This window comes from Cupriavidus alkaliphilus, from assembly GCF_900094595.1.
Taxonomy (GTDB): Bacteria; Pseudomonadota; Gammaproteobacteria; order Burkholderiales; family Burkholderiaceae; genus Cupriavidus; species Cupriavidus alkaliphilus.
In genome coordinates, this window is sequence record NZ_FMAD01000017.1 from 45,758 (window position 1) to 65,501 (window position 19,744).

Sequence of the window (19,744 nt, forward strand, 5' to 3'; positions counted from 1 at the left end):
GGCTTGCCGCGGCCCTTCGCTACGTTGGTTTGCTGCGCTCGTCTCGCTCAGGCCGCGATGGCTTCGCGGTCGCTGTCGCGGGCGGCCTGTTCCTTGGCGTACATCTCGCCCAGCGCGCGCTTGTACTCGGTCGGGAAGACCTTGACGAACTTGCGGCGTGCCGTGGTCCAGTCGGCCAGCAGCGCCTTGGCGCGCTCGGAACCGGTGTAGCGGAAGTGCTGCTCGATCAGGTTGCGCAGGATGACTTCATCCAGCACGCGCTTGCCGTCGACCTTGTGCCACGAAGCCTGGGGCTGGCCCTTCTCCTGGTCGGCCGAGGCCAGCACCGCTTCCAGCGCCACCATCGAGGTGTTGCAGCGCTTGTCGAACAGGCCGTCCTCGTCGTAGACGTAGGCCACGCCGCCCGACATGCCGGCCGCGAAGTTGCGCCCGGTGCCGCCCAGCACTACCACCGTGCCGCCGGTCATGTATTCGCAACCGTGGTCGCCGGTACCTTCCACCACTGCCACGGCGCCCGAGTTGCGCACCGCGAAGCGCTCGCCGGCCACGCCGTTGAAGAACGCTTCGCCGGCGATGGCACCGTACAGCACGGTGTTGCCGACGATGATGTTGCGGGTCGGATCGCCGCGGAACTCATGCGGGGCGCGCACGATCACGCGCCCGCCCGACAGGCCCTTGCCGACGTAATCGTTGCCGTCGCCGACGAGGTCCAGCGTGATGCCGTGCGCCAGGAACGCGCCGAACGACTGGCCGGCGGTGCCCTGCAGCTGGATGTGGATGGTGTCGTCAGGCAGGCCTTCGTGGCCGTACTGCTTGGCCACCACGCCCGACAGCATCGCGCCGACGGTACGGTTGACGTTCTTGACCGGCTGGATGAACGAAACACGCTCGCCCTTCTCGATCGCCGGACGGGCCTTGGCGATCAGCACGTGGTCGAGCGCCTTGCCAGCCTCGGCCGACAGGCCGTGGTCCTGCACGTCGGTGTGGTACAGCGGCACGTCCGCGCCCAGCGACACCTGGTGGAAGATGCGGCTGAAGTCCAGGCCGCGCGCCTTCCAGTGTTCGATGCCGGCCTTGGTGTCGAGCAGGTCGGCGCGGCCGATCAGCTCGTCGAAGGTGCGGATGCCCAGCTGGGCCATGATCTCGCGCGCTTCTTCGGCAACGAAGAAGAAGAAGTTGACCACGTGCTCCGGCTTGCCCTGGAACTTCTTGCGCAGCTGCGGATCCTGCGTGGCCACGCCCACCGGGCAGGTGTTGAGGTGGCACTTGCGCATCATGATGCAGCCCTCGGCAACCAGCGGCGCCGTGGCGAAGCCGAACTCGTCGGCGCCAAGCAGCGCGCCGATGACGACGTCGCGGCCGGTCTTCATCTGGCCGTCGGCCTGCACGCGGATGCGGTTGCGCAGGCCGTTGAGCAGCAGCGTCTGCTGGGTCTCGGCCAGGCCCAGTTCCCACGGCGTGCCGGCATGCTTGATCGACGACCACGGCGAGGCGCCGGTACCGCCGTCATGGCCGGCGATCACGACGTGGTCGGCCTTGGCCTTGGACACGCCCGCGGCCACGGTGCCGACGCCCACTTCGGACACCAGCTTGACCGAAATATCCGACGACGGGTTGACGTTCTTCAGGTCGTGGATCAGCTGCGCCAGATCCTCGATCGAGTAGATGTCGTGGTGCGGGGGCGGCGAGATCAGGCCCACGCCCGGCACCGAGTAACGCAGCTTGCCGATGTAGTCCGAGACCTTGTGGCCCGGCAGCTGGCCGCCTTCGCCAGGCTTGGCGCCCTGCGCCATCTTGATCTGGATCTGGTCGGCCGAGGCCAGGTATTCGGCGGTCACGCCGAAACGGCCCGACGCCACCTGCTTGATCTTCGAGCGCAGCGAGTCGCCGGCCTGCAGTTCCAGGTCCTTCTCGATCACGCCGTCGCCCAGCACGCCCTTCAGGGTATCGCCCTGCTTGATGGGGATGCCGCGCAGTTCGTTGCGGTAGCGCTTCTCGTCCTCGCCGCCTTCGCCGGTGTTGGACTTGCCGCCGATGCGGTTCATCGCCAGCGCCAGCGTGGTGTGGGCCTCGGTCGAGATCGAGCCGAGCGACATCGCGCCGGTGGCGAAGCGCTTGACGATCTCCTTGGCCGGTTCGACTTCTTCCAGCGGAATCGCCTTGGCCGGATCGACCTTGAACTCGAACAGGCCGCGCAGCGTCATGTGGCGCTTGCTCTGGTCGTTGATGATGTTGGCGTATTCCTTGTACGTCTGGTACGCGCCCTTGCCGTCGTCGGCGCGCACCGAGTGCTGCAGCTTGGCGATCGAGTCCGGGGTCCACATGTGCTCTTCGCCGCGGATGCGGAAGGCGTACTCGCCGCCGGCGTCGAGCATGTTCTCCAGCACCGGGCTGTTGCCGAACGCATCCGTGTGCAGGCGCAGCGCTTCCTCGGCGACCTCGAAGATGCCGATGCCCTCGACGTTCGACGGCGTGCCGTGGAAGTACTTCTGCACCAGCTCGCGCGACAGGCCGATGGCCTCGAAGATCTGCGCGCCGGTGTACGACATGTAGGTCGAGATGCCCATCTTGGACATCACCTTGAACAGGCCCTTGCCGATCGCCTTGACGAAGTTCTTGACCGCCTTTTCCGGCGACAGGTCGCCCGACAGGCCGCTGGCCATGTCGGCCAGGGTTTCCATCGCCAGATACGGGTGCACGGCTTCGGCCCCGTAGCCGGCCAGCAGCGCGAAGTGGTGCACTTCACGCGCGGTGCCGGTCTCGACCACCAGGCCGGTCGACGTGCGCAGCCCCTTCTCCACCAGGTGGTGGTGGATGGCAGACGTGGCCAGCAGCGCCGGGATGGCGACATGGTCGGCATCGACCGGGCGGTCGGTCACGATCAGGATGTTGTAGCCCGAACGAACCGCGTCCACGGCTTCGGCGCACAGCGAGGCCAGGCGCGCTTCGATGCCTTCCTTGCCCCATGCGGTCGGGTAGCAGATGTTCAGTTCGTACGAACGGAACTTGCCGCCGGTGTAGTGCTCGATGTTGCGGATCTTGGCGATGTCCTTGAAGTCCAGCACGGGCTGGGACACTTCGAGACGCATCGGCGGGTTGATGTTGTTCAGCTCGAGCAGGTTCGGCTTCGGGCCGATGAACGACACCAGCGACATCACCATGTTCTCGCGGATCGGGTCGATCGGCGGGTTGGTGACCTGGGCGAACAGCTGCTTGAAGTAGTGGTACAGCGTCTTGTTTTTCGACGACAGGATCGCCAGCGGCGAGTCGTTGCCCATCGAGCCGGTGGCTTCCTCCCCGGCCAGCGCCATCGGCGCCATCAGGAACTTGACGTCTTCCTGGGTGTAGCCGAACGCCTGCTGGCGGTCCAGCAGCTTGGCCACGGGCTTCTTCTCGGCGGCGACGTCTTCCGGCTTGGCATCGATCTCGTCCAGCTTGATGCGCACGGCATCGATCCAGCTCTTGTACGGCTTGGCGTTGGCCAGGTTGTCCTTGAGCTCCTTGTCGTCGATGATGCGGCCCTGCTCCATGTCGATCAGGAACATCTTGCCCGGCTGCAGGCGCCACTTCTGCACCACGCGCGACTCGGGGAACGGCAGCACGCCGGCTTCCGAGGCCAGCACCACGACGTCGTCCTCGGTCACGTAAAAACGTGCCGGGCGCAGGCCATTGCGGTCCAGCGTGGCGCCGATCTGGCGGCCATCGGTAAAGCAGATCGCGGCCGGGCCGTCCCACGGCTCCATCATGGCGGCGTGGTATTCGTAGAACGCGCGACGGTTGTCGTCCATCAGCGTGTGCTGTTCCCACGCTTCCGGGATCATCATCATCATCGCGTGGACGAGCGGGTAGCCGGCCATCGTCAGCAGTTCGAGGCAGTTGTCGAACGATGCCGTGTCGGACTGGCCCGGGTAGATCAGCGGCCACAGCTTGGGCAGGTCGTCGCCCAGCACCGGCGAGGAGATCGCGCCGGTACGTGCGTTGATCCAGTTGACGTTGCCCTTGACCGTGTTGATTTCGCCGTTGTGGGCGACCATGCGGTACGGGTGGGCCAGTTCCCAGGCCGGGAAGGTGTTGGTCGAGAAGCGTTGGTGCACCAGGGCCAGGGCCGACACGGCGCGCTGGTCCTGCAGGTCCAGGTAGTACTCGCCGACCTGGTTGGCCAGCAGCAGGCCCTTGTACACCACGGTACGGGCCGACATCGACGGCACGAAGTATTCCTTGCCGTGCTTGAGCTTGAGCGCCTGGATGGCGTGGCTGGCGGTCTTGCGGATGACGTAGAGCTTACGTTCCAGCGCGTCCGTAGTCATGATGTCGCGGCCGCGACCGATGAAGATCTGGCGGATCACCGGCTCGGTCTTGCGCACCGTGGGGGACATCGGCATGGCGGCGTCGACCGGCACGTCGCGCCAGCCCAGCACGACCTGGCCTTCCAGGCGGACCGTGCGCTCCAGTTCCTGCTCGCAGGCCAGGCGCGAGGCGTGTTCCTTCGGCAGGAAGATCATGCCCACGCCGTACTCGCCGGCGGGCGGCAGGCTCACGCCCTGCGCCGCCATTTCTTCGCGGTAGAACTGGTCGGGGATCTGAATCAGGATGCCGGCACCGTCGCCCATCAGCGGGTCGGCGCCGACGGCGCCGCGGTGGTCCAGGTTCTCCAGGATCTTCAGGCCCTGGGAAATGATCTCGTGCGACTTCTTGCCCTTGATATGCGCGACCATGCCGACGCCGCAGGCGTCATGCTCGTTGCTCGGGTCGTACATGCCTTGCGCCTGCGGACGCAGGTCGAGGGCGGAGGAAGACTCGCTGATTTGCTCGCTGGTCTGCGCTTGGGCCGAAAGGTTCTTCATTTGGTCCACGGGCTGAATTCCGGTGATGGCTGCGCGAATTGCTGGACTACCGGAACGGGGACCGCGCGCTTTCTTTAAATCCACCCAAACCGGTGGACCGGCGGGAAGGGAAATGGGGACGAAGCTGTCTGCGGGCCGCAGCGGCGTACACGAGCGTGACGCGCCGCACAATGACTGTGGGTGGAGCAACTATATGGGAATCGCCTGCGCCTCGCAAAAAAATTAAATGGGGTCTGATAACATTAAAACGCGCACCGTTTCGGTGAATGAATTAAACGGGGACACATTAAATTTATGGCGTTTTCGCCGTATTCCCAGGCTCTTTTTGCACCTTTTTGGGGCGACCCTTCGGCAACGGCTGGACGCGCCGTGAGCCATGTCTCTCCAGCTGCGCCAGGAACGCGTCGCCTCCAAGCGGCCAGCCGCTATGCGCATGGGCGCGCAAGGTGTCCAGCGTCTTGCCCGACAGGCCTTCGGCGCTGAGCATGCGGTAGTTCGATTGCCGCTCGAACGGGGTATTGCCCAGCTCCCAGTAGGCGGCGTGGTCGCTGACAAAGGGACTGGCCTCGATGCCGGCGTGGTGGCGGTAGCTGCTCCAGCGGTCGGCTTCGGGGGTATTGACCTCGCCCGCGCGCACCGCGTTGCCCTCCACGTACAGCATGGCCGGCAGCAGCCACTGGGCCGGATCGAACACGGCGGAGCGGAAGCGCCCCTCCCACAGGGTGCCGGTGCGGCCCGCCACGCGATTGAAGTAGCGCGCGTAGCGGCGCCCGACCGCCTGCATGGTCAGGCTAAGCGCGTCCTCACTTTTCGGCGTTGCCACCAGGTGCACGTGGTTGGGCCGCAGCGCATAGGCATGGATGGCGAGGTCGTGCTCGCGCGCCGCCATGCGCAGGCAATCCAGGTAATGCAGGTAGTCGTCGGTGCCCAGGAACACGGGCTGGCGGTTGTTGCCGCGCTGCAACACCAGCGCGGGCAGTCCGGTGGGGGAAAAACGGGGAAGGCGGGCCATGACAGGGTCGTGCGGGCTGCGATGCCCGCATCATAGCCTGATCCGTCCCTAATTTTCAGGGGGCGGTACCCTCGCTGACAGCGAAGATGCGGCGGTGCTCGCGGATGGCGTAGCGGTCGGTCATGCCGGCAATGTAATGGGCGATCAGCCGCGACTGGTCGCCGCCATGGCTGGCCTGGTACTGCGGCGGCAGCAGGCGCGGGTCGGACATGAAGGCCTGGAACAGGTCGCCGACGATGCGCTGGGCCTTGGCCGACATCCGCATCACCAGGTAGTGCCGGTACAAGTGCCGGAACAGGAAGCGCTTGAGCGCGGCGGCTTCCTCGTGGATCTGCGCACTGAAGCCGACCAGCGGCCCGGCCGCCCTCACCGCGTCGATATTGCGCGGGTTGGTGTCGGCGATATTGCGGCTGGTGGTTTCTATCAGGTCGACGATCAGCGTGTTGATCATGCGCCGGACCGTCTCGTTGATGGCGCGCCGGCCATTGATGCCGGGGAAGGCCTCGGCCACCTCGGCCCGGTGGCGGCCCCACATCGGCACCTCGTCGAGCTGCTCCAGCGTCAGCAGACCGGAGCGCAGGCCGTCGTCGATATCGTGGTTGTTGTAGGCGATCTCGTCGGCAAGGTTGGCCAGCTGGGCCTCCAGCGACGGTTGCGTGCCCTCCAGGAAGCGCCGGCCCAGTTCGCCCAGCGCCGAGGCGTTGACGCGCGAGCAATGCTTGAGGATGCCCTCGCGCGTCTCGAAGGTCAGGTTCAGGCCATTGAAGCCGCCGTAGCGCTCTTCCAGCTCGTCCACCACCAGCAGGCTCTGCAGGTTGTGCTCGAAGCCGCCGTGGTTCTTCATGCACTGGTTCAGCGCGTCCTGCCCGGCGTGGCCGAAGGGCGTGTGGCCCAGGTCGTGCGCCAGCGAGATCGCCTCGACCAGGTCCTCGTTCAGGCGCAGGTTGCGCGCGATCGAGCGGGCGATCTGTGCCACCTCCAGGCTGTGCGTCAGGCGCGTGCGGAACAGGTCGCCCTCGTGGTTGACGAAGACCTGGGTCTTGTACTCGAGCCGCCGGAACGCCGTGCTGTGGATCACGCGGTCGCGGTCGCGCTGGAATTCGCTGCGCGACAGCGACGCGGGTTCGGCGTGCACGCGCCCGCGCGTCTGCGCGGAGCGGGCGGCGTACGGGGCGAGGTGGCTTTCAAAGTCGGTCATGCAGCGCGTCCGGTGGCTGGGGCGGGTTGGCGAGGCATAACCGATCGGTCAGGCGACCGGCGCCTCGGTGGGAGGTTTCAGGACGGCGTGGGCCAGCGTCGCGCGCAGATCCGCGTCCGGCACGCTGGTGATGAACGCCTCGCCGAGCTTCTTCAGCAGGATGAACTTGATGCTGCCGGCCTCGGCCTTCTTGTCGACCTTCATCAGTTCGATATAGCGGTCGGCGCCCAGTTCCGGCGCCACCACCGGCAGCATCGCCGCCTGCGTGAGGGTGCGCACGCGCGCCAGCGTCTCGATATCGATAAAGCCGAGCCGGTGCGACAGGTCCGCGGCCATCACCATGCCGCATCCCACCGCTTCGCCGTGCAGCCAGGCGCCGTAGCCCATGCCGGCCTCGATCGCATGGCCGAAGGTATGGCCGAAATTGAGGATGGCACGCAGTCCGCCCTCGCGCTCGTCCTGCGCCACCACGCCCGCCTTGATCTCGCACGAGCGCTGCACGGCAACCGCCATCAGCTCCGGGTCGCAGGCGTTCAGCGCCTGGATGTTGCGCTCGATCCAGCCGAAGTAATCGGCGTCCGCAATGGCGCCGTGCTTGATCACCTCGGCCATGCCCGCGGCCAGTTCGCGCGGCGGCAGCGTGCGCAGCGTGTCGATGTCGGCGATCACCGCGTTGGGCTGGTGGAACGCGCCGATCATGTTCTTGCCGAGCGGGTGGTTGATGCCGGTCTTGCCGCCTACCGACGAATCCACCTGCGCCAGCAGCGTGGTCGGCATCTGGATGAACGGCACGCCGCGCATGTAGCAGGCGGCGGCAAACCCGGTCATGTCGCCGACCACGCCGCCGCCCAGCGCCACCAGCGTGGTCTTGCGGTCGGCACCGGCCTGCAGCAGCGCGTCGAAGATGCGGTTCAGCGTTTCCCAGTGCTTGAAGGCCTCGCCGTCGGGCAGCGTGACGGTGCGCACGGTCTTGCCCAGCGCCGCCAGCGCGGCCTCGACACGCGCCGCATAGAGCGGCCCGACGGTTTCGTTGGTGACGATGACGGCGTGCTGGCCGCGCACGTGCGGGCGCAGCAGCTCGGCGTCGTCGAGCAGGCCGGTGCCGATATGGATGGGGTAGCTGCGCTCGCCCAGGTCGACTTCAAGGGTAATCATGGATTGGGGTCCTGCGCCGGCGGCCCGTCATCGCCCGCGGGCGGGGACGCCGGCTGCGGGGGATCGATCCGGAAACCGGCCATTTCAAGTTGCATCAACACCATATTAGCAAGCTGCGCCACCGAGGGCTTGCCGGTTTCGATGATGAAGTCGGCGACTTCGCGGTACAGCGGATCGCGCTCGGCATACAGGGCCTCGAGCTTGCCCTTGGGGTCGTCGGTCTGCAGCAGCGGCCGGTTGCGGTCGTGCCGGGTGCGCAGCCACAGGTCGTGCGGGCTGGCGCGCAGGTACACGACCGTGCCGCGGGACTTCAGCACCTCGCGGTTCTCGGCGCGCAGCACCGCGCCGCCGCCGGTGGCCAGCACGATGCCCTGGCGCTGCGCCAGCTCGCGGATCATCGCGGCCTCGCGGTCGCGGAAGCCGGCCTCGCCCTCGAGTTCGAAGATCACCGGGATGCGCACGCCGCAGTGCGCTTCCAGCTCATGGTCGGAATCGAAAAACGGATAGTGCAGGCGCCGCGCCACCGTGCGGCCCACGGTGGTCTTGCCGGCGCCCATCAGGCCGACGAAAAAGAGGTTGGGTCGATCGGATTCCGGGCGGTCGGCACCGGATCGTTCGGCTTCGCGCCGATCCGGCGCCTGGCGCTGCGCCGCCGGCCCTGTCGCTGAGGCTGTCACGGGACTGTGGTTCGGGAGCGCGGCATGCGGGCCGTCCTCCCCGGTTGGGAACTGCATCATCTTCTTATGTTGTGGCGCGGCCGGCAAGTGCCGAATGCGGCATAGACCGCATTTCTTGCCGTCGCGCAGGCATTCGTGGCCCGGCGGTTCGCGGCGCGCGGCGCAAAAAAAGGCCGCATCGGTCGATGCGGCCTGCCAGTCTACTGTATCCGGCGCCCCGGCCCTACTTGAGCGATACGCTTTCGTTCAGGATGCGCGGGGTCAGGAACACCAGCAGCTCGGTCCGGTTGCGGACCTTGGCGTTGTTCTTGAAGAGGTAGCCCAGCACCGGGATATCGCCCAGCAGCGGCACCTTGTCGACATCGGTGGACTCGGTCTGGGTGTAGATGCCGCCGATCACCACGGTGCCGCCGTTCTCGACCAGCACCTGGGTCTGCACGTGCTTGGTGTCGATGGCAAAGCCGGAGGTAGTCTGTATGCCCACGCTGTCCTTGTTCACGTCGACGTCGAGCAGCACATTGCCTTCGGGCGTGATCTGCGGCGTCACCTCGAGCTTCAGGTTGGCCTTGCGGAACTGCACCGAGGTGGCGCCGCTGGACGTGGCCGCCTGGTAAGGCAGTTCGGTGCCCTGCTCGATCAGCGCCTTGATGTTGTTGGCCGTGACCACGCGCGGGCTGGAGATGATCTTGCCCTTGCCGTCCGCCTCCAGCGCCGACAGCTCCAGCGCCAGGAAGCGCGTGGCGGCGCTGTTGAACAGGCTCACCGCGATATTGGCCGGGTTGGTGCCGTTGATGGACCCGGCCGGCAGGCTCAGGAACGGGCCGTTGTCGGAGGTCGAGCCCGGCAGCACGTTGTTGTAGGTGTTGCCGACGCGGGCGTTGTTGTACTGCCCGGCAAAGCCCAGCTTGACCCCCAGGTTGCGGCTGAAGGTGTCGGTGGCCTCGACGATGCGCGCCTCGATGATGACCTGGCGCACGGGGATGTCGATCTTGCCGATAAAGGTCTGCACCTCTTCCAGCTTGGAAGCGATATCCGAGACAAAGAGCTGGTTGGTGCGCGCATCGGCGGTCAGCGAACCGCGCTTGGAAAGCATGCGCGTGCTGGCGCCCGCCGCCCCCGCGCTGCCGATCGAGGCGCTTGCGCCACCGCCGGCGCCCATGCCCAGCAGCATCCTGCGCACGTCCTCGGCGCGCTGGTAATTGAGCTGGAACACCTGGCTGCGGATCGGCTCGAGGTCGTTGATCTGCTGCTGCGACTCGAGCTCGAGCTTCTCCTTGGTCTGCAGCTCGGCCTTGGGCGCCACCCACAGCACATTGCCGTTGCGGCGCGAGGCCAGCCCCTTCGCATCCATCACGATCTGCAGCGCCTGGTCCCACGGCACGTCCTTGAGCCGCAGGGTCAGGTTGCCCTGCACGCTTTCGCTGGTGATGATGTTCAGGTTGGTGAAGTCGGCGAACACCTGCAGCAGCGAGCGGATGTCGATGTTCTGGAAGTTCAGCGACAGGCGCTCGCCGCGGTAGCCCGGGCCGCTGATCAGCTTGGTCGGGTCTTCCTTGACGGGACGGACCTCGACCACGAACTGGGTGTCGGTCTGGTACGAGCTGTATTCCCAGTTGCCGCGCGGCTCGATGGTCAGGCGCGCGTTGCCGTTGGCGTCGGAAGCGCGCATGCCCTGCACCGGCGAGCCATAGTCGCTGACGTCGAAGTGCCGCCGCAGGTTCTCCGGCAGCGTGGTGCCGAGGAAATCGACCACCACGTTCTTGCCCTGTTGCGCGATATTGATGCCCGACTCGCGCGAGGACAGGTCGACCACCACGCGTCCCGCACCGTCGGCCCCGCGGCGGAAGTCGATATTGCGCACCGAGGGCCGCCCCGCGGCGGCGCCAGGCGGCGTCGCGGCCGGCGCGAACGTCGGCGCCGCGTTCTTGGCCGCCGGCGCCACGTTATCGAGCGACACCACGAAGACATTGCCGCGCTGGTCGGTCCGATAGGTGGCGTTGCGCGTCAGGTCGAGGATCAGGCGCGTACGGTCGCCGATCTGCATCACATTGGCGGCCTTGACCAGCTTGCCGCCGTATTCATATTGCGCGCGCCGCTCGGCAAAGCCGGTATCGAAAAAATCGATCGCGAGCCGGGCCGGGTTCTGCGTGGTGAAGTCCGCCGGCTTCTGCGTCAGCGGCCGTTCCAGTTCGACCACGAGCACGGTCTGCTCCCCGGTCGTGCTGACGTCCACCGACTTGATCCGGTTGCTCTGAGCCAGGGCAGCCGGTGCGGCCAGCGCCAGCCATAGCGCCAGCGCCGTGGCCATGGTCCTCATCACGGCGCCCGCGCGCGCACGATACCAGCGCGCGGGGGTCATGCCGCCGCGTCCAGTTTCAGGCTGGTCATTTTCTCTTTCCACTCGGATACCCCCTCCCGGACCAATTCGCGCAGCACGATCTCCTGATCGGTGATGCGGACCACCCGGCCATAGCTCTGGCCGAGATACTGACCCACCTTCACATGGTGGATCTTGTTATCAACACGGACGATGCCGAAGGTTTCCCCCTGCTTCTTCATCATCCCGAGCATCTTGAAGTTTTCTAGCGGATAGTCCTCCAGCGGCTCGCGGCGCCGGCCGGCTTCGGGCGAATCCGCCAGCGTCTTGTTCAGTTCACCGATCTTGGCCTGCGCGAACGGCTCGGGCGCACTGGCCGCGGCATATTCGCGCGGCACGTAGGGCCGGGCATCGGGCACGGGCTCGGGCGGCTTGGCACGCGCACTGCGGGTGGCTTCCATCCACTGGCGCAGCGCGTCCTCATCGCTGGCGCCGCAGGCCCCCAGCAGGCCGATTGCCAGCGCCGCCGCCAGCGTGCGCCGCGACGCGGCCCATGCCTGGGCGCGGGATCGAACGATGCGGCTCATTTCGCGCCTCCTGCCTTGGCGGCCGCTGCCGCCGCGGCGGCCTTGCGTTGCGCCGCCTGTTCTTCAGCGTCGAGCGCGCGGTAGGCCATCGCCACCGCCTCCATCGACAGCCCGCCGTCCTTGGTATTGGATAGTTGCAGGTTCTGCATCGACACGATCCGCGACAGCGCCGCGACGTCGGCGTTGAACTGCGCCACCTCGTGATAACGCCCGGTCACGCGCAGGTTCACCGGGATCTCGGCAAAGTAGGGCTTGATCACCGCCGCCTGCGGCTTGAACAGCTCGAACTGCAGCCCGCGCGCCACGCCGGCATGGTTGACGTCGGCCAGCAGCGCGTCCATTTCCGTCTTGTTGGGCAGCTGTCGCTCCAGCAACGCCACGTGCTGCTCGACCTGCTTCTTCTGCTCGCGCAGCGCCTCGAGGTTGGCCACCTGCGCCACCTTGGACTGGTACGCCTGCTTCAGGTTTTCCTGCTCCTGGCGCTGGCGCTCGAGTTCGTCGAACTTTGCGCTCCAGTAGAACTGCCAGCCCAGCAGCAGCACCACCGCCGCGGCCAGGACCGCGAACAGCACGCGCGGCGCGGCCGGCCAGGTCTCCGGCTCGTTCAGGTTGAGCCCGCGGAACTGGCTGGTCAGGTCGGCCAGGTTAATTTCGGTATTGAGCGCCATGGTCAGGCCTTTCCGGCCGCGGGGGCGGGTGCAGGTGCGGGGGCGGCGGATGGCGCCGAAGCGCCCGCGGCAGCCTTCTTGCCGTCGGCCGGCGCCTCCGGCGCGCGGTACGCAAAGCGCATCGAGAAATCAAACAGCCGGCGCTGCTCGCGCAGGTTGTTGGTCATGGTGACCGCCTTGGATTCGACCAGTTCGGCCTTGTCGAGCCAGGCCACTCCGCCCAGGTTGCGCAGCAGCTCCGAAATACGTTCGTTGGACTGCGCCACGCCGGCGATGGTGAAGGCCTCGCCGGCCTGCTTCAGGCTGGTCAGGTAGACGCCTTCGGGCACCTGCCGCACCAGTTCCTCGAGCAGCTGCACCGGGCGGTTGCGCTCGGTCTGCAGGCTTTCGACGGCCTTCTGGCGCTGCAGCAGCGCGTCGATGTCTTTCTTCAGCGTGTTGACTTCGCGGATCTGCCCGTCGAGCCGGGCGTTTTCCGCACTCAGCACCTGGTTGAGCGCCGCCACGGACGCGATGCGCCCGTCGATATAGACCCCGCCCAGCAGCACCACGGCCGCGCCCGCGCCGGCCGCTGCGCCGAGCATGGTGTAGACCTTCTTGCGCCGCGCCGCCTTGCGGGCTTCATGGTAGGGCAGCAGGTTGACCGAAGGCAGTGTGTTCGTTGACATCTCGTGCCTCCGGTGCGTTATTGCAGGCCGCGCAGGGCGAGGCCGGCACTGACGATATACGCCGGCAGGTCGCGCTGCAGGTAGCGCTCATTGACCTTGGCGTTGGTCGCCATGTTGGCGAACGGGTTCGCCAGCGTGGTGGTGATCCTGGTCTGGTGCTGGATCGCCGCCTGCACGCCGAACAGCGAGGCATGCCCGCCGGACAGCAGGATCTCGTCGACCCGGCCCAGGCTGGAGCTGGCGATGAAGTTGCCGATCGCGGACTGCACCTCCATGGCAAGGGCATCTAGCGACGGCTTGAGCAACTGCGCGCGCCAGGCTTCGGGCAGCGTGTTCTTGCGCTTCTTGATCTCGGCCTTGAGCGCATCGAGCGTGAACATGCGCGCCGCGCTTTGCGTGAGCTGGTCGCCGTAGCTGTTCAGCGGCTGTTCGTAGAGTTCTTTCCAGCCCTGGTAGAAGATGGCCTTGGAGCGGCTGCCCCCCAGGTGCACCACCGCCACCACCGGCAACGCGCGCGCGTCGGCCTCGGACATCTCCTGCGGCACGCCCAGCATCTGCACGATCGAGCGCTGCACCGCGTATTCCTCGACGTCCATCACCTGCGGCTTGAGGCCGGCCATTTCGGCCGCGGTCACGCGTTCCTGCACGCGGTCGCTGTTGGCCGCGGTGACGCGCACGCCGATGCCGCCCTCGGTCTCGCTGGGGCCGATCACGGCGAAGTCGAAGTTGACCGCCTGCGACGGCGGATAAAGGCGGTGCGCCTCGGATTCGACCTGGGAATAGAGTTCGTCTTCGGACAGGTTGTCCGGCAGGCTGACCGTCTGCGATTCGGTCAGCATGGAGGGAACGCCCAGCACCACGTCCTTGGAGCGGATGCCGGCCTTGCCGAGCGCGCGCCGGAGCGCAATCCCGACTGCCTCGATGTTGATGACGTTGCCATCGGCAACGGCATTGCGGTCCAGCAGTTCGCTGGCGCATTTTTCCAGCCGGTAGTCTTGTCTGCTGCCCCCCACGGAGAGCTCGACTACCTTGACACTGGACGACCCGATATCCACGCCGACCGTAGTCCGGCGCAGAAGCCCCGACAAAATGCCCCGACGCAAGGTGACCCCCTGACTTTTGAACTCGCCCCTGGCTTGAACGCTCTAATCGGGCGAGCCTAGTTTCTTGAATGAAACGTGTGCTTTTTATGTTGGCCGATTCTCACAAAATCCAGCATCGGTGGCAACGTGCCGAACTGGGCCGAACTTGTTTTTGAGAAGGCCCTCATCAATCCGTTGCCAAAACCCCACGGTCGTCGGGTTCCCTTCCATGCCTGCCTGTGCCGCGCGCTTCCCCCCGTAGTCACCCCCAACGTCGCCCTGCACGCCGGCATCCGTGGCCTTACATCTTGTAACAGCGCGATAGCGGCGCCCCCGCCACTGTGCGTCCGGGCGGGCCGATGCCGGAAGATATAATCGCGGGCACCCCTGACTAGGTATTTCCCTTATGGCCACAGCACAACACAAGCCGCCCCACCCTGCCCGTCGTTCGATCTGGACGCGGCTCATGTTCTGGGCGGTGGGACTGGTTGTCGCCGGTGCCGTCGTGATTGCGCTGCTGCTTGGCTACGCGCTGCTGGTGGCCGCGCCCAACCTGCCTTCGCTGGACACCATCACCGACTACCGGCCCAAGATTCCGCTGCGCATCTACACCGCTGACAATGTGCTGATCGGCGAATTCGGCGAGGAGCGGCGCAACTTCGTGCCCATCGCCGAAATTCCGGACGTGATGAAAAAGGCAGTGCTGGCGATCGAGGACGACCGCTTCTACGAGCACGGCGGCGTCGACTTCGTCGGCGTGATGCGGGCCGGCCTGGCCAACCTGCGCGGCGGGCTGTCGCAGGGCGCCTCCACCATCACCATGCAGGTGGCGCGCAATTTCTTCCTGTCCAGCGAAAAGACCTATACCCGCAAGATCTACGAGATGCTGCTGGCGTACAAGATCGAGGCCAACCTGAGCAAGGACCAGATCCTCGAGCTGTACATGAACCAGATCTACCTGGGCCAGCGCGCCTACGGCTTCGACAGCGCCGCGCGCGTGTACTTCGGCAAGTCGGTGCGCGATGTGACGCCGGCCGAGGCGGCGATGCTGGCCGGGCTGCCGAAGGCGCCGTCGGCGTACAACCCGGTGGTCAACCCGCGTCGCGCCAAGGTACGCCAGGAGTACATCCTGCAGCGCATGCGCGACCTGCGCTACCTCACGCCCGAACAGTACGACGAGGCCGTGCAGGCCGAGCTGAAGGTCCGCACCGAGGGCAACGAGTTCTCGACGCACGCCGAATACGTGGCCGAGATCGTGCGCCAGCTGATGTACGCGCAGTACCGCGAGGAAACCTACACGCGCGGCCTGACGGTCTACACCACGCTGACCAAGACCGACCAGGACGCGGCCTATGAGGCGGTGCGCACCGGCATCATGAACTACGAGCGCAAGCACGGCTACCGCGGTCCCGAGGCCTTCATCGACCTGCCCTCCGATCCGGCCGAACGCGAGCAGGCCATCGACGATGCGCTGGTCGAGCACCCGGGCAGCGGCGACCTGCGCTCGGCCGTGGTCACCAGCGTGTCGCCCAAGCAGGTCAAGGCGACGCTGCTGTCCGGCGAAGTCGCGACCATCGAAGGCGCGGCGCTGCGCTTTATCTCGCCGTCGCTGTCGGCCAACGCGCAGCCCAAGATGAAGATGCGCCCGGGCGCGGTGATCCGCGTGACGCAGGACGAGAAGAAGAACTGGTCGGTGACGCAGCTGCCGGAAGTGGCCGCGGCGTTCGTGTCGATCAACCCGCAGGATGGCGAGATCCGCTCGATGGTGGGCGGCTTCGACTTCAACCGCAACAAGTTCAACCACGTGACCCAGGCCTGGCGCCAGCCCGGCTCGAGCTTCAAGCCGTTCATCTACTCGGCGGCGCTGGAAAAGGGCTTCTCGCCGGCCACCGTGATCAACGACGCGCCGCTCTCGATCGGCCCCGATACCGGCGGCCAGGTGTGGGAACCGAAGAACTATGACGGCCGCTTCGAGGGCCCGATGACCATGCGCCGCGCGCTGGCCAAGTCCAAGAACCTGGTTTCGGTGCGGATCCTGCGCGCGATCGGCACGCAGTACGCGCAGGACTACATCACCCGCTTCGGCTTCGAGGCCGACAAGCACCCCGCCTATCTGCCGATGGCGCTGGGCTCCGGCGCGGTGACGCCGCTGCAGATGGCCGGCGCCTACTCGGTGTTCGCCAACGGCGGCTACCGCGTCAACCCCTACCTGATCCAGAAGGTGGTCGACGCGCGCGGCAACGTGATCTCCGAAACCCATCCGCAGCGCGCCGGCACCGATGCCGTGCGCGTGCTCGACGCCCGCACCGCCTTTATCGCCGACACCATGCTGCGCGACGTGGTGCGCTACGGCACCGCCAACAGCGCCAAGCAGCGCCTGGGCCGCAATGACCTGGCCGGCAAGACCGGCACCACCAACGACGCGGTCGATGCCTGGTTCGCCGGCTACACCCCCAACCTGGTGGCGATCGCCTGGATGGGCTATGACCAGCCCAAGAGCCTGGGCGTGCGCGAGACCGGCGGCGGCCTGGCGCTGCCGATCTGGGTCGGCTACATGAGCAAGGCGCTCAAGGGCGTGCCGGAATCTCCGGAACGGCCCGCGCCCGAAGGCGTGCTGATGGTGGGCGGCGACTGGACCTTCGAAGAGAACGCCGGCGGCGCCGGCGTGGCATCGGTGGGCCTGGGCGATCCGTGGCCGGGCAAGCCGGAGGAATCCACGACCCCGTCGGTCGATACCGAGTCCGAGAAACGCAAGATCCTGGAGATGTTCGGCGGCGCCTGAGCGCGCTCGCCGGACCGCAAAAAAGCCGGCCGCGAGGCCGGCTTTTTTGCGCTCCCGGGCTTCGCCCGGGATGCCGGCGTCAGTGCAGGCTGAGGCTGGCGCCCGCCTGCTCGCTGACATAGCCCGACAGCGCCGCGTACAGTTCGCCGCCGTTGCGCGTATCGACCCAGCGCTCGCCCTCGCGGCGGAAGTGGAAACCGCCCGCGCGCGCGGCCACCCACAGCTCCTGCATCGGCGCCTGGCTGTTGATGATGATCTTGGAACCGTTCTCGAATTCCAGTTCCATCACGTTGCCGGTGCGGCTGATTTCAATGTCGGCGTCGGCCGCGTCGGCGGCCGCCTCGACCGCGGCTTCGATGCGGTCCAGTTCCCGCGTGGCCAGGGCCAGGAACTCGCTTTCGCTCAAGGGGGGCATGCTAAACTCCGAGACCGCCGTTGCCGCCGCTGCCCGGACCGGGCGTACGTGGCGCGAACGGCTTTTTTTGTTAAGAATCCTCCGGATGACTGGCCATCGCGCCGGGCCATCCAACGCCTTGCCAACAAGCCAAAAGGACGACCCGATGCTGCGTCGTGTTGCGATTGTATCGGCGTTTGCCGCCGCCCTTGCGATGCCCCTGCTGGGCGGATGCGGTATCCGCGGGCCGCTGACCCTGCCCAAGGTTCCGCCCGAGCCAACCCCGCCGACCGTGCCGGATCCGGGCCTGGGCCGCACCGATGCCACGCCGGCACCGGCACCGGCACCGGCACCGGCATCGTCCCCCGCCGCCCCCACCACCCGATAACCATGACCGCATTCTTCCATCGCCAGGACGGCGCGCTTGCCGTCGAGCAGGTGCCGCTGGCGCGCATCGCCGCCGAGTTCGGCACGCCGACCTATGTTTATTCGCGTGCGGCGCTGACCGCCGCGTACCAGGCCTACGCTGCCGCCTGCGCGGGCCGCAAGGCGCAGGTCCAGTACGCGATGAAAGCGAATTCCAACCTGGCGGTGCTGCAAGTATTCGCCAAACTGGGTGCGGGTTTCGATATCGTCTCGGGCGGCGAGCTCAAGCGCGTGCTGGCCGCCGGCGGCGATCCGCGCAAGGTGGTGTTCTCGGGCGTGGGCAAGAGCGCGGCCGAAATGGAACTGGCGCTGGCGCAGGACGTGCGCTGCTTCAACGTCGAGTCGATCCCCGAACTGGACCGCCTGAACGAAGTGGCCGGCCGCGTCGGCAAGCGTGCGCGCGTGTCGCTGCGCATCAACCCGGACGTCGACGCCAAGACCCATCCCTATATCTCGACCGGCCTGAAGGGCAACAAGTTCGGCATCGCCTTCGAAGACGTGCTGCCGACCTACCGCGCCGCCGCCGCGCTGCCGCACCTGGCGGTGACCGGCATCGACTGCCATATCGGTTCGCAGATCACCGAGGTCGAGCCCTACCTGGAAGCGCTGGACAAGGTGCTGGACGTGGTCGAGGCGCTCGAGCGCGAAGGCATCAGCCTGGAGCACATCGACGTGGGCGGCGGCCTGGGCATTACCTACACCGACGAGACCCCGCCGGACATCACCGGCTTCGCCACCACGCTGCTGGAGCGCGTTGCCGCGCGCGGCCATGGCCACCGCGAGGTGCTGTTCGAGCCGGGCCGCTCGCTGGTCGGCAACGCCGGCGTGCTGCTGACGCAGGTGGAGTTCCTCAAGCCGGGCGCGGCCAAGAACTTCTGCATCGTCGACGCCGCCATGAACGACCTGGCGCGCCCGGCCATGTACGAGGCCTACCACCGCATCGAGCCGGTGGCGCTGCGCGACGGCGCGGCGGTGACCTACGACATCGTCGGGCCGGTGTGCGAATCGGGCGACTGGCTCGGCCGCGACCGCGCGCTGGCGGTGCAGCCCGGCGACCTGCTGGCGGTGATGTCGGCCGGCGCCTACGGCTTCACCATGAGCTCCAACTACAACACCCGCCCGCGCGCCGCCGAAGTGATGGTCGACGGCAGCAAGGTGCATCTGGTGCGCGAGCGCGAGCTGGTCGAAGACCTGTTCCGCGACGAGCGCCTGCTGCAGGACTGAGTTCCCACAGCCCCGTCCGCCGCTGCTTATGCGGCGGGCTGGCGCGTCCCCCCGGCTGGCTTGCGCAGCCGCCACCACACCCGCATCCCCAGCAGCACGAACACCACCGCGGCGTAGATCGAGACCTCGCCGAAGTCGTTCTTGCCTGCCTTGTGCCACCAGTAGTGCAGGATGGCCAGCACGGCGATGGCATAGACCAGCCGGTGCAGCGCCTGCCAGCGCTTGCCGCCGAGGCGGCGCACCATGCCGTTGGTCGAGGTCAGCGCCAGCGGCACCATCAGCATGAAGGCGGTGAAACCGACCGTGATAAAGGGCCGCTTGTACACATCCTTGATCATGTAGGCCAGGTCGAAGCCGCAGTCCACGCCGATCCACAGCAGGAAGTGCTGCAGGCCGTAGAAGAATGCGAACAGGCCAAGCATGCGGCGCATCCGGATCAGCCAGTTCCAGCCGGTGAGGCGGCGCAGCGGCGTGATCGCCAGCGTCAGGCACAGCATCACCAGCGTCCAGGTGCCGGTCGAGCGCGTGACGAATTCGAGCGGGTTGGCGCCGAATTGTTCAGTGGCGCCCAGGTACAGCAGCCGCACAAAGGGCAGCAGCGCCAGCAGCCAGAGCGCGAGCTTGAGCGCGCGGACCCGCTGCGGCGCCAGCGTGGACAGGCCGGCCGGCTTGCGCGTGGCGGCCGCGGCGGTGGGAGAAGAGGTGGCCAT

Annotated in this window: 14 protein-coding genes; 2 read left to right on the forward strand and 12 right to left on the reverse strand. The window is 66.9% G+C overall.

The annotated features are described in order from the left end of the window. Positions 1-47: 47 nt before the first annotated feature. The 10 genes from GA0116996_RS26135 to pilM all read right to left on the reverse strand — a co-directional run bounded on the left by GA0116996_RS26135 (position 48) and on the right by pilM (position 14,214). Complete coding sequence (locus GA0116996_RS26135; protein WP_181487077.1) at positions 48-4,844, reverse strand: glutamate synthase-related protein; 4,797 nt, start codon at positions 4,842-4,844, stop codon at positions 48-50. Positions 4,845-5,136: 292 nt separating this feature from the next. Then, on the reverse strand, positions 5,137-5,856 hold the full coding sequence (locus GA0116996_RS26140; RefSeq protein ID WP_092317549.1) for a transposase: 720 nt from the start codon (positions 5,854-5,856) through the stop codon (positions 5,137-5,139). A 55-nt stretch (positions 5,857-5,911) separates the two neighbouring features. Further along, positions 5,912-7,054: a deoxyguanosinetriphosphate triphosphohydrolase gene (locus tag GA0116996_RS26145; RefSeq protein ID WP_092317552.1), complete on the reverse strand. Its 1,143-nt coding sequence runs from the start codon at positions 7,052-7,054 to the stop codon at positions 5,912-5,914. Between the two features lie 48 nt (positions 7,055-7,102). Beyond that, positions 7,103-8,209: a 3-dehydroquinate synthase gene (gene aroB / locus GA0116996_RS26150; protein WP_092317555.1), complete on the reverse strand. Its 1,107-nt coding sequence runs from the start codon at positions 8,207-8,209 to the stop codon at positions 7,103-7,105. After that, complete coding sequence (locus tag GA0116996_RS26155; RefSeq protein ID WP_407935343.1) at positions 8,206-8,886, reverse strand: shikimate kinase; 681 nt, start codon at positions 8,884-8,886, stop codon at positions 8,206-8,208. The genes aroB and GA0116996_RS26155 overlap by 4 nt, the downstream gene beginning before the upstream one ends. Before the next feature lie 223 nt (positions 8,887-9,109). Next, entirely contained in the window at positions 9,110-11,245 is a 2,136-nt protein-coding gene (locus tag GA0116996_RS26160; RefSeq protein ID WP_092317561.1) for a type IV pilus secretin PilQ, read from the reverse strand. Continuing rightward, a complete protein-coding gene (locus GA0116996_RS26165; RefSeq protein WP_092317564.1) occupies positions 11,242-11,790 on the reverse strand; it encodes a pilus assembly protein PilP in 549 nt (182 codons plus the stop codon). The genes GA0116996_RS26160 and GA0116996_RS26165 overlap by 4 nt, the downstream gene beginning before the upstream one ends. Further along, positions 11,787-12,458, reverse strand: a complete 672-nt coding sequence (locus GA0116996_RS26170; protein WP_092317567.1) for a type IV pilus inner membrane component PilO — start codon at positions 12,456-12,458, stop codon at positions 11,787-11,789. The genes GA0116996_RS26165 and GA0116996_RS26170 overlap by 4 nt, the downstream gene beginning before the upstream one ends. Before the next feature lie 2 nt (positions 12,459-12,460). Continuing rightward, positions 12,461-13,126, reverse strand: a complete 666-nt coding sequence (locus tag GA0116996_RS26175) for a PilN domain-containing protein (protein ID WP_092317570.1) — start codon at positions 13,124-13,126, stop codon at positions 12,461-12,463. Between the two features lie 17 nt (positions 13,127-13,143). Further along, positions 13,144-14,214: a type IV pilus assembly protein PilM gene (pilM, locus tag GA0116996_RS26180; protein ID WP_181487080.1), complete on the reverse strand. Its 1,071-nt coding sequence runs from the start codon at positions 14,212-14,214 to the stop codon at positions 13,144-13,146. A gap of 400 nt (positions 14,215-14,614) precedes the next feature. On the opposite strand from pilM, the gene GA0116996_RS26185 reads away from it, so the two are divergent. Continuing rightward, positions 14,615-16,990: a penicillin-binding protein 1A gene (locus tag GA0116996_RS26185; RefSeq protein WP_092317576.1), complete on the forward strand. Its 2,376-nt coding sequence runs from the start codon at positions 14,615-14,617 to the stop codon at positions 16,988-16,990. A 79-nt stretch (positions 16,991-17,069) separates the two neighbouring features. On the opposite strand, the gene cyaY is transcribed toward GA0116996_RS26185, so the two are convergent. Next, a complete protein-coding gene (gene cyaY, locus GA0116996_RS26190) occupies positions 17,070-17,405 on the reverse strand; it encodes an iron donor protein CyaY (RefSeq protein ID WP_062801950.1) in 336 nt (111 codons plus the stop codon). Positions 17,406-17,774: 369 nt separating this feature from the next. Between cyaY and lysA the strand changes: the two genes are divergently transcribed. Further along, entirely contained in the window at positions 17,775-19,034 is a 1,260-nt protein-coding gene (gene lysA, locus GA0116996_RS26200; RefSeq protein WP_092317582.1) for a diaminopimelate decarboxylase, read from the forward strand. A gap of 26 nt (positions 19,035-19,060) precedes the next feature. Here lysA and msrQ read toward each other — a convergent pair whose 3' ends face one another. Beyond that, positions 19,061-19,744 (reverse strand): protein-methionine-sulfoxide reductase heme-binding subunit MsrQ, encoded by a 684-nt coding sequence (gene msrQ / locus GA0116996_RS26205; RefSeq protein ID WP_425248319.1) that lies wholly within the window; start codon positions 19,742-19,744, stop codon positions 19,061-19,063.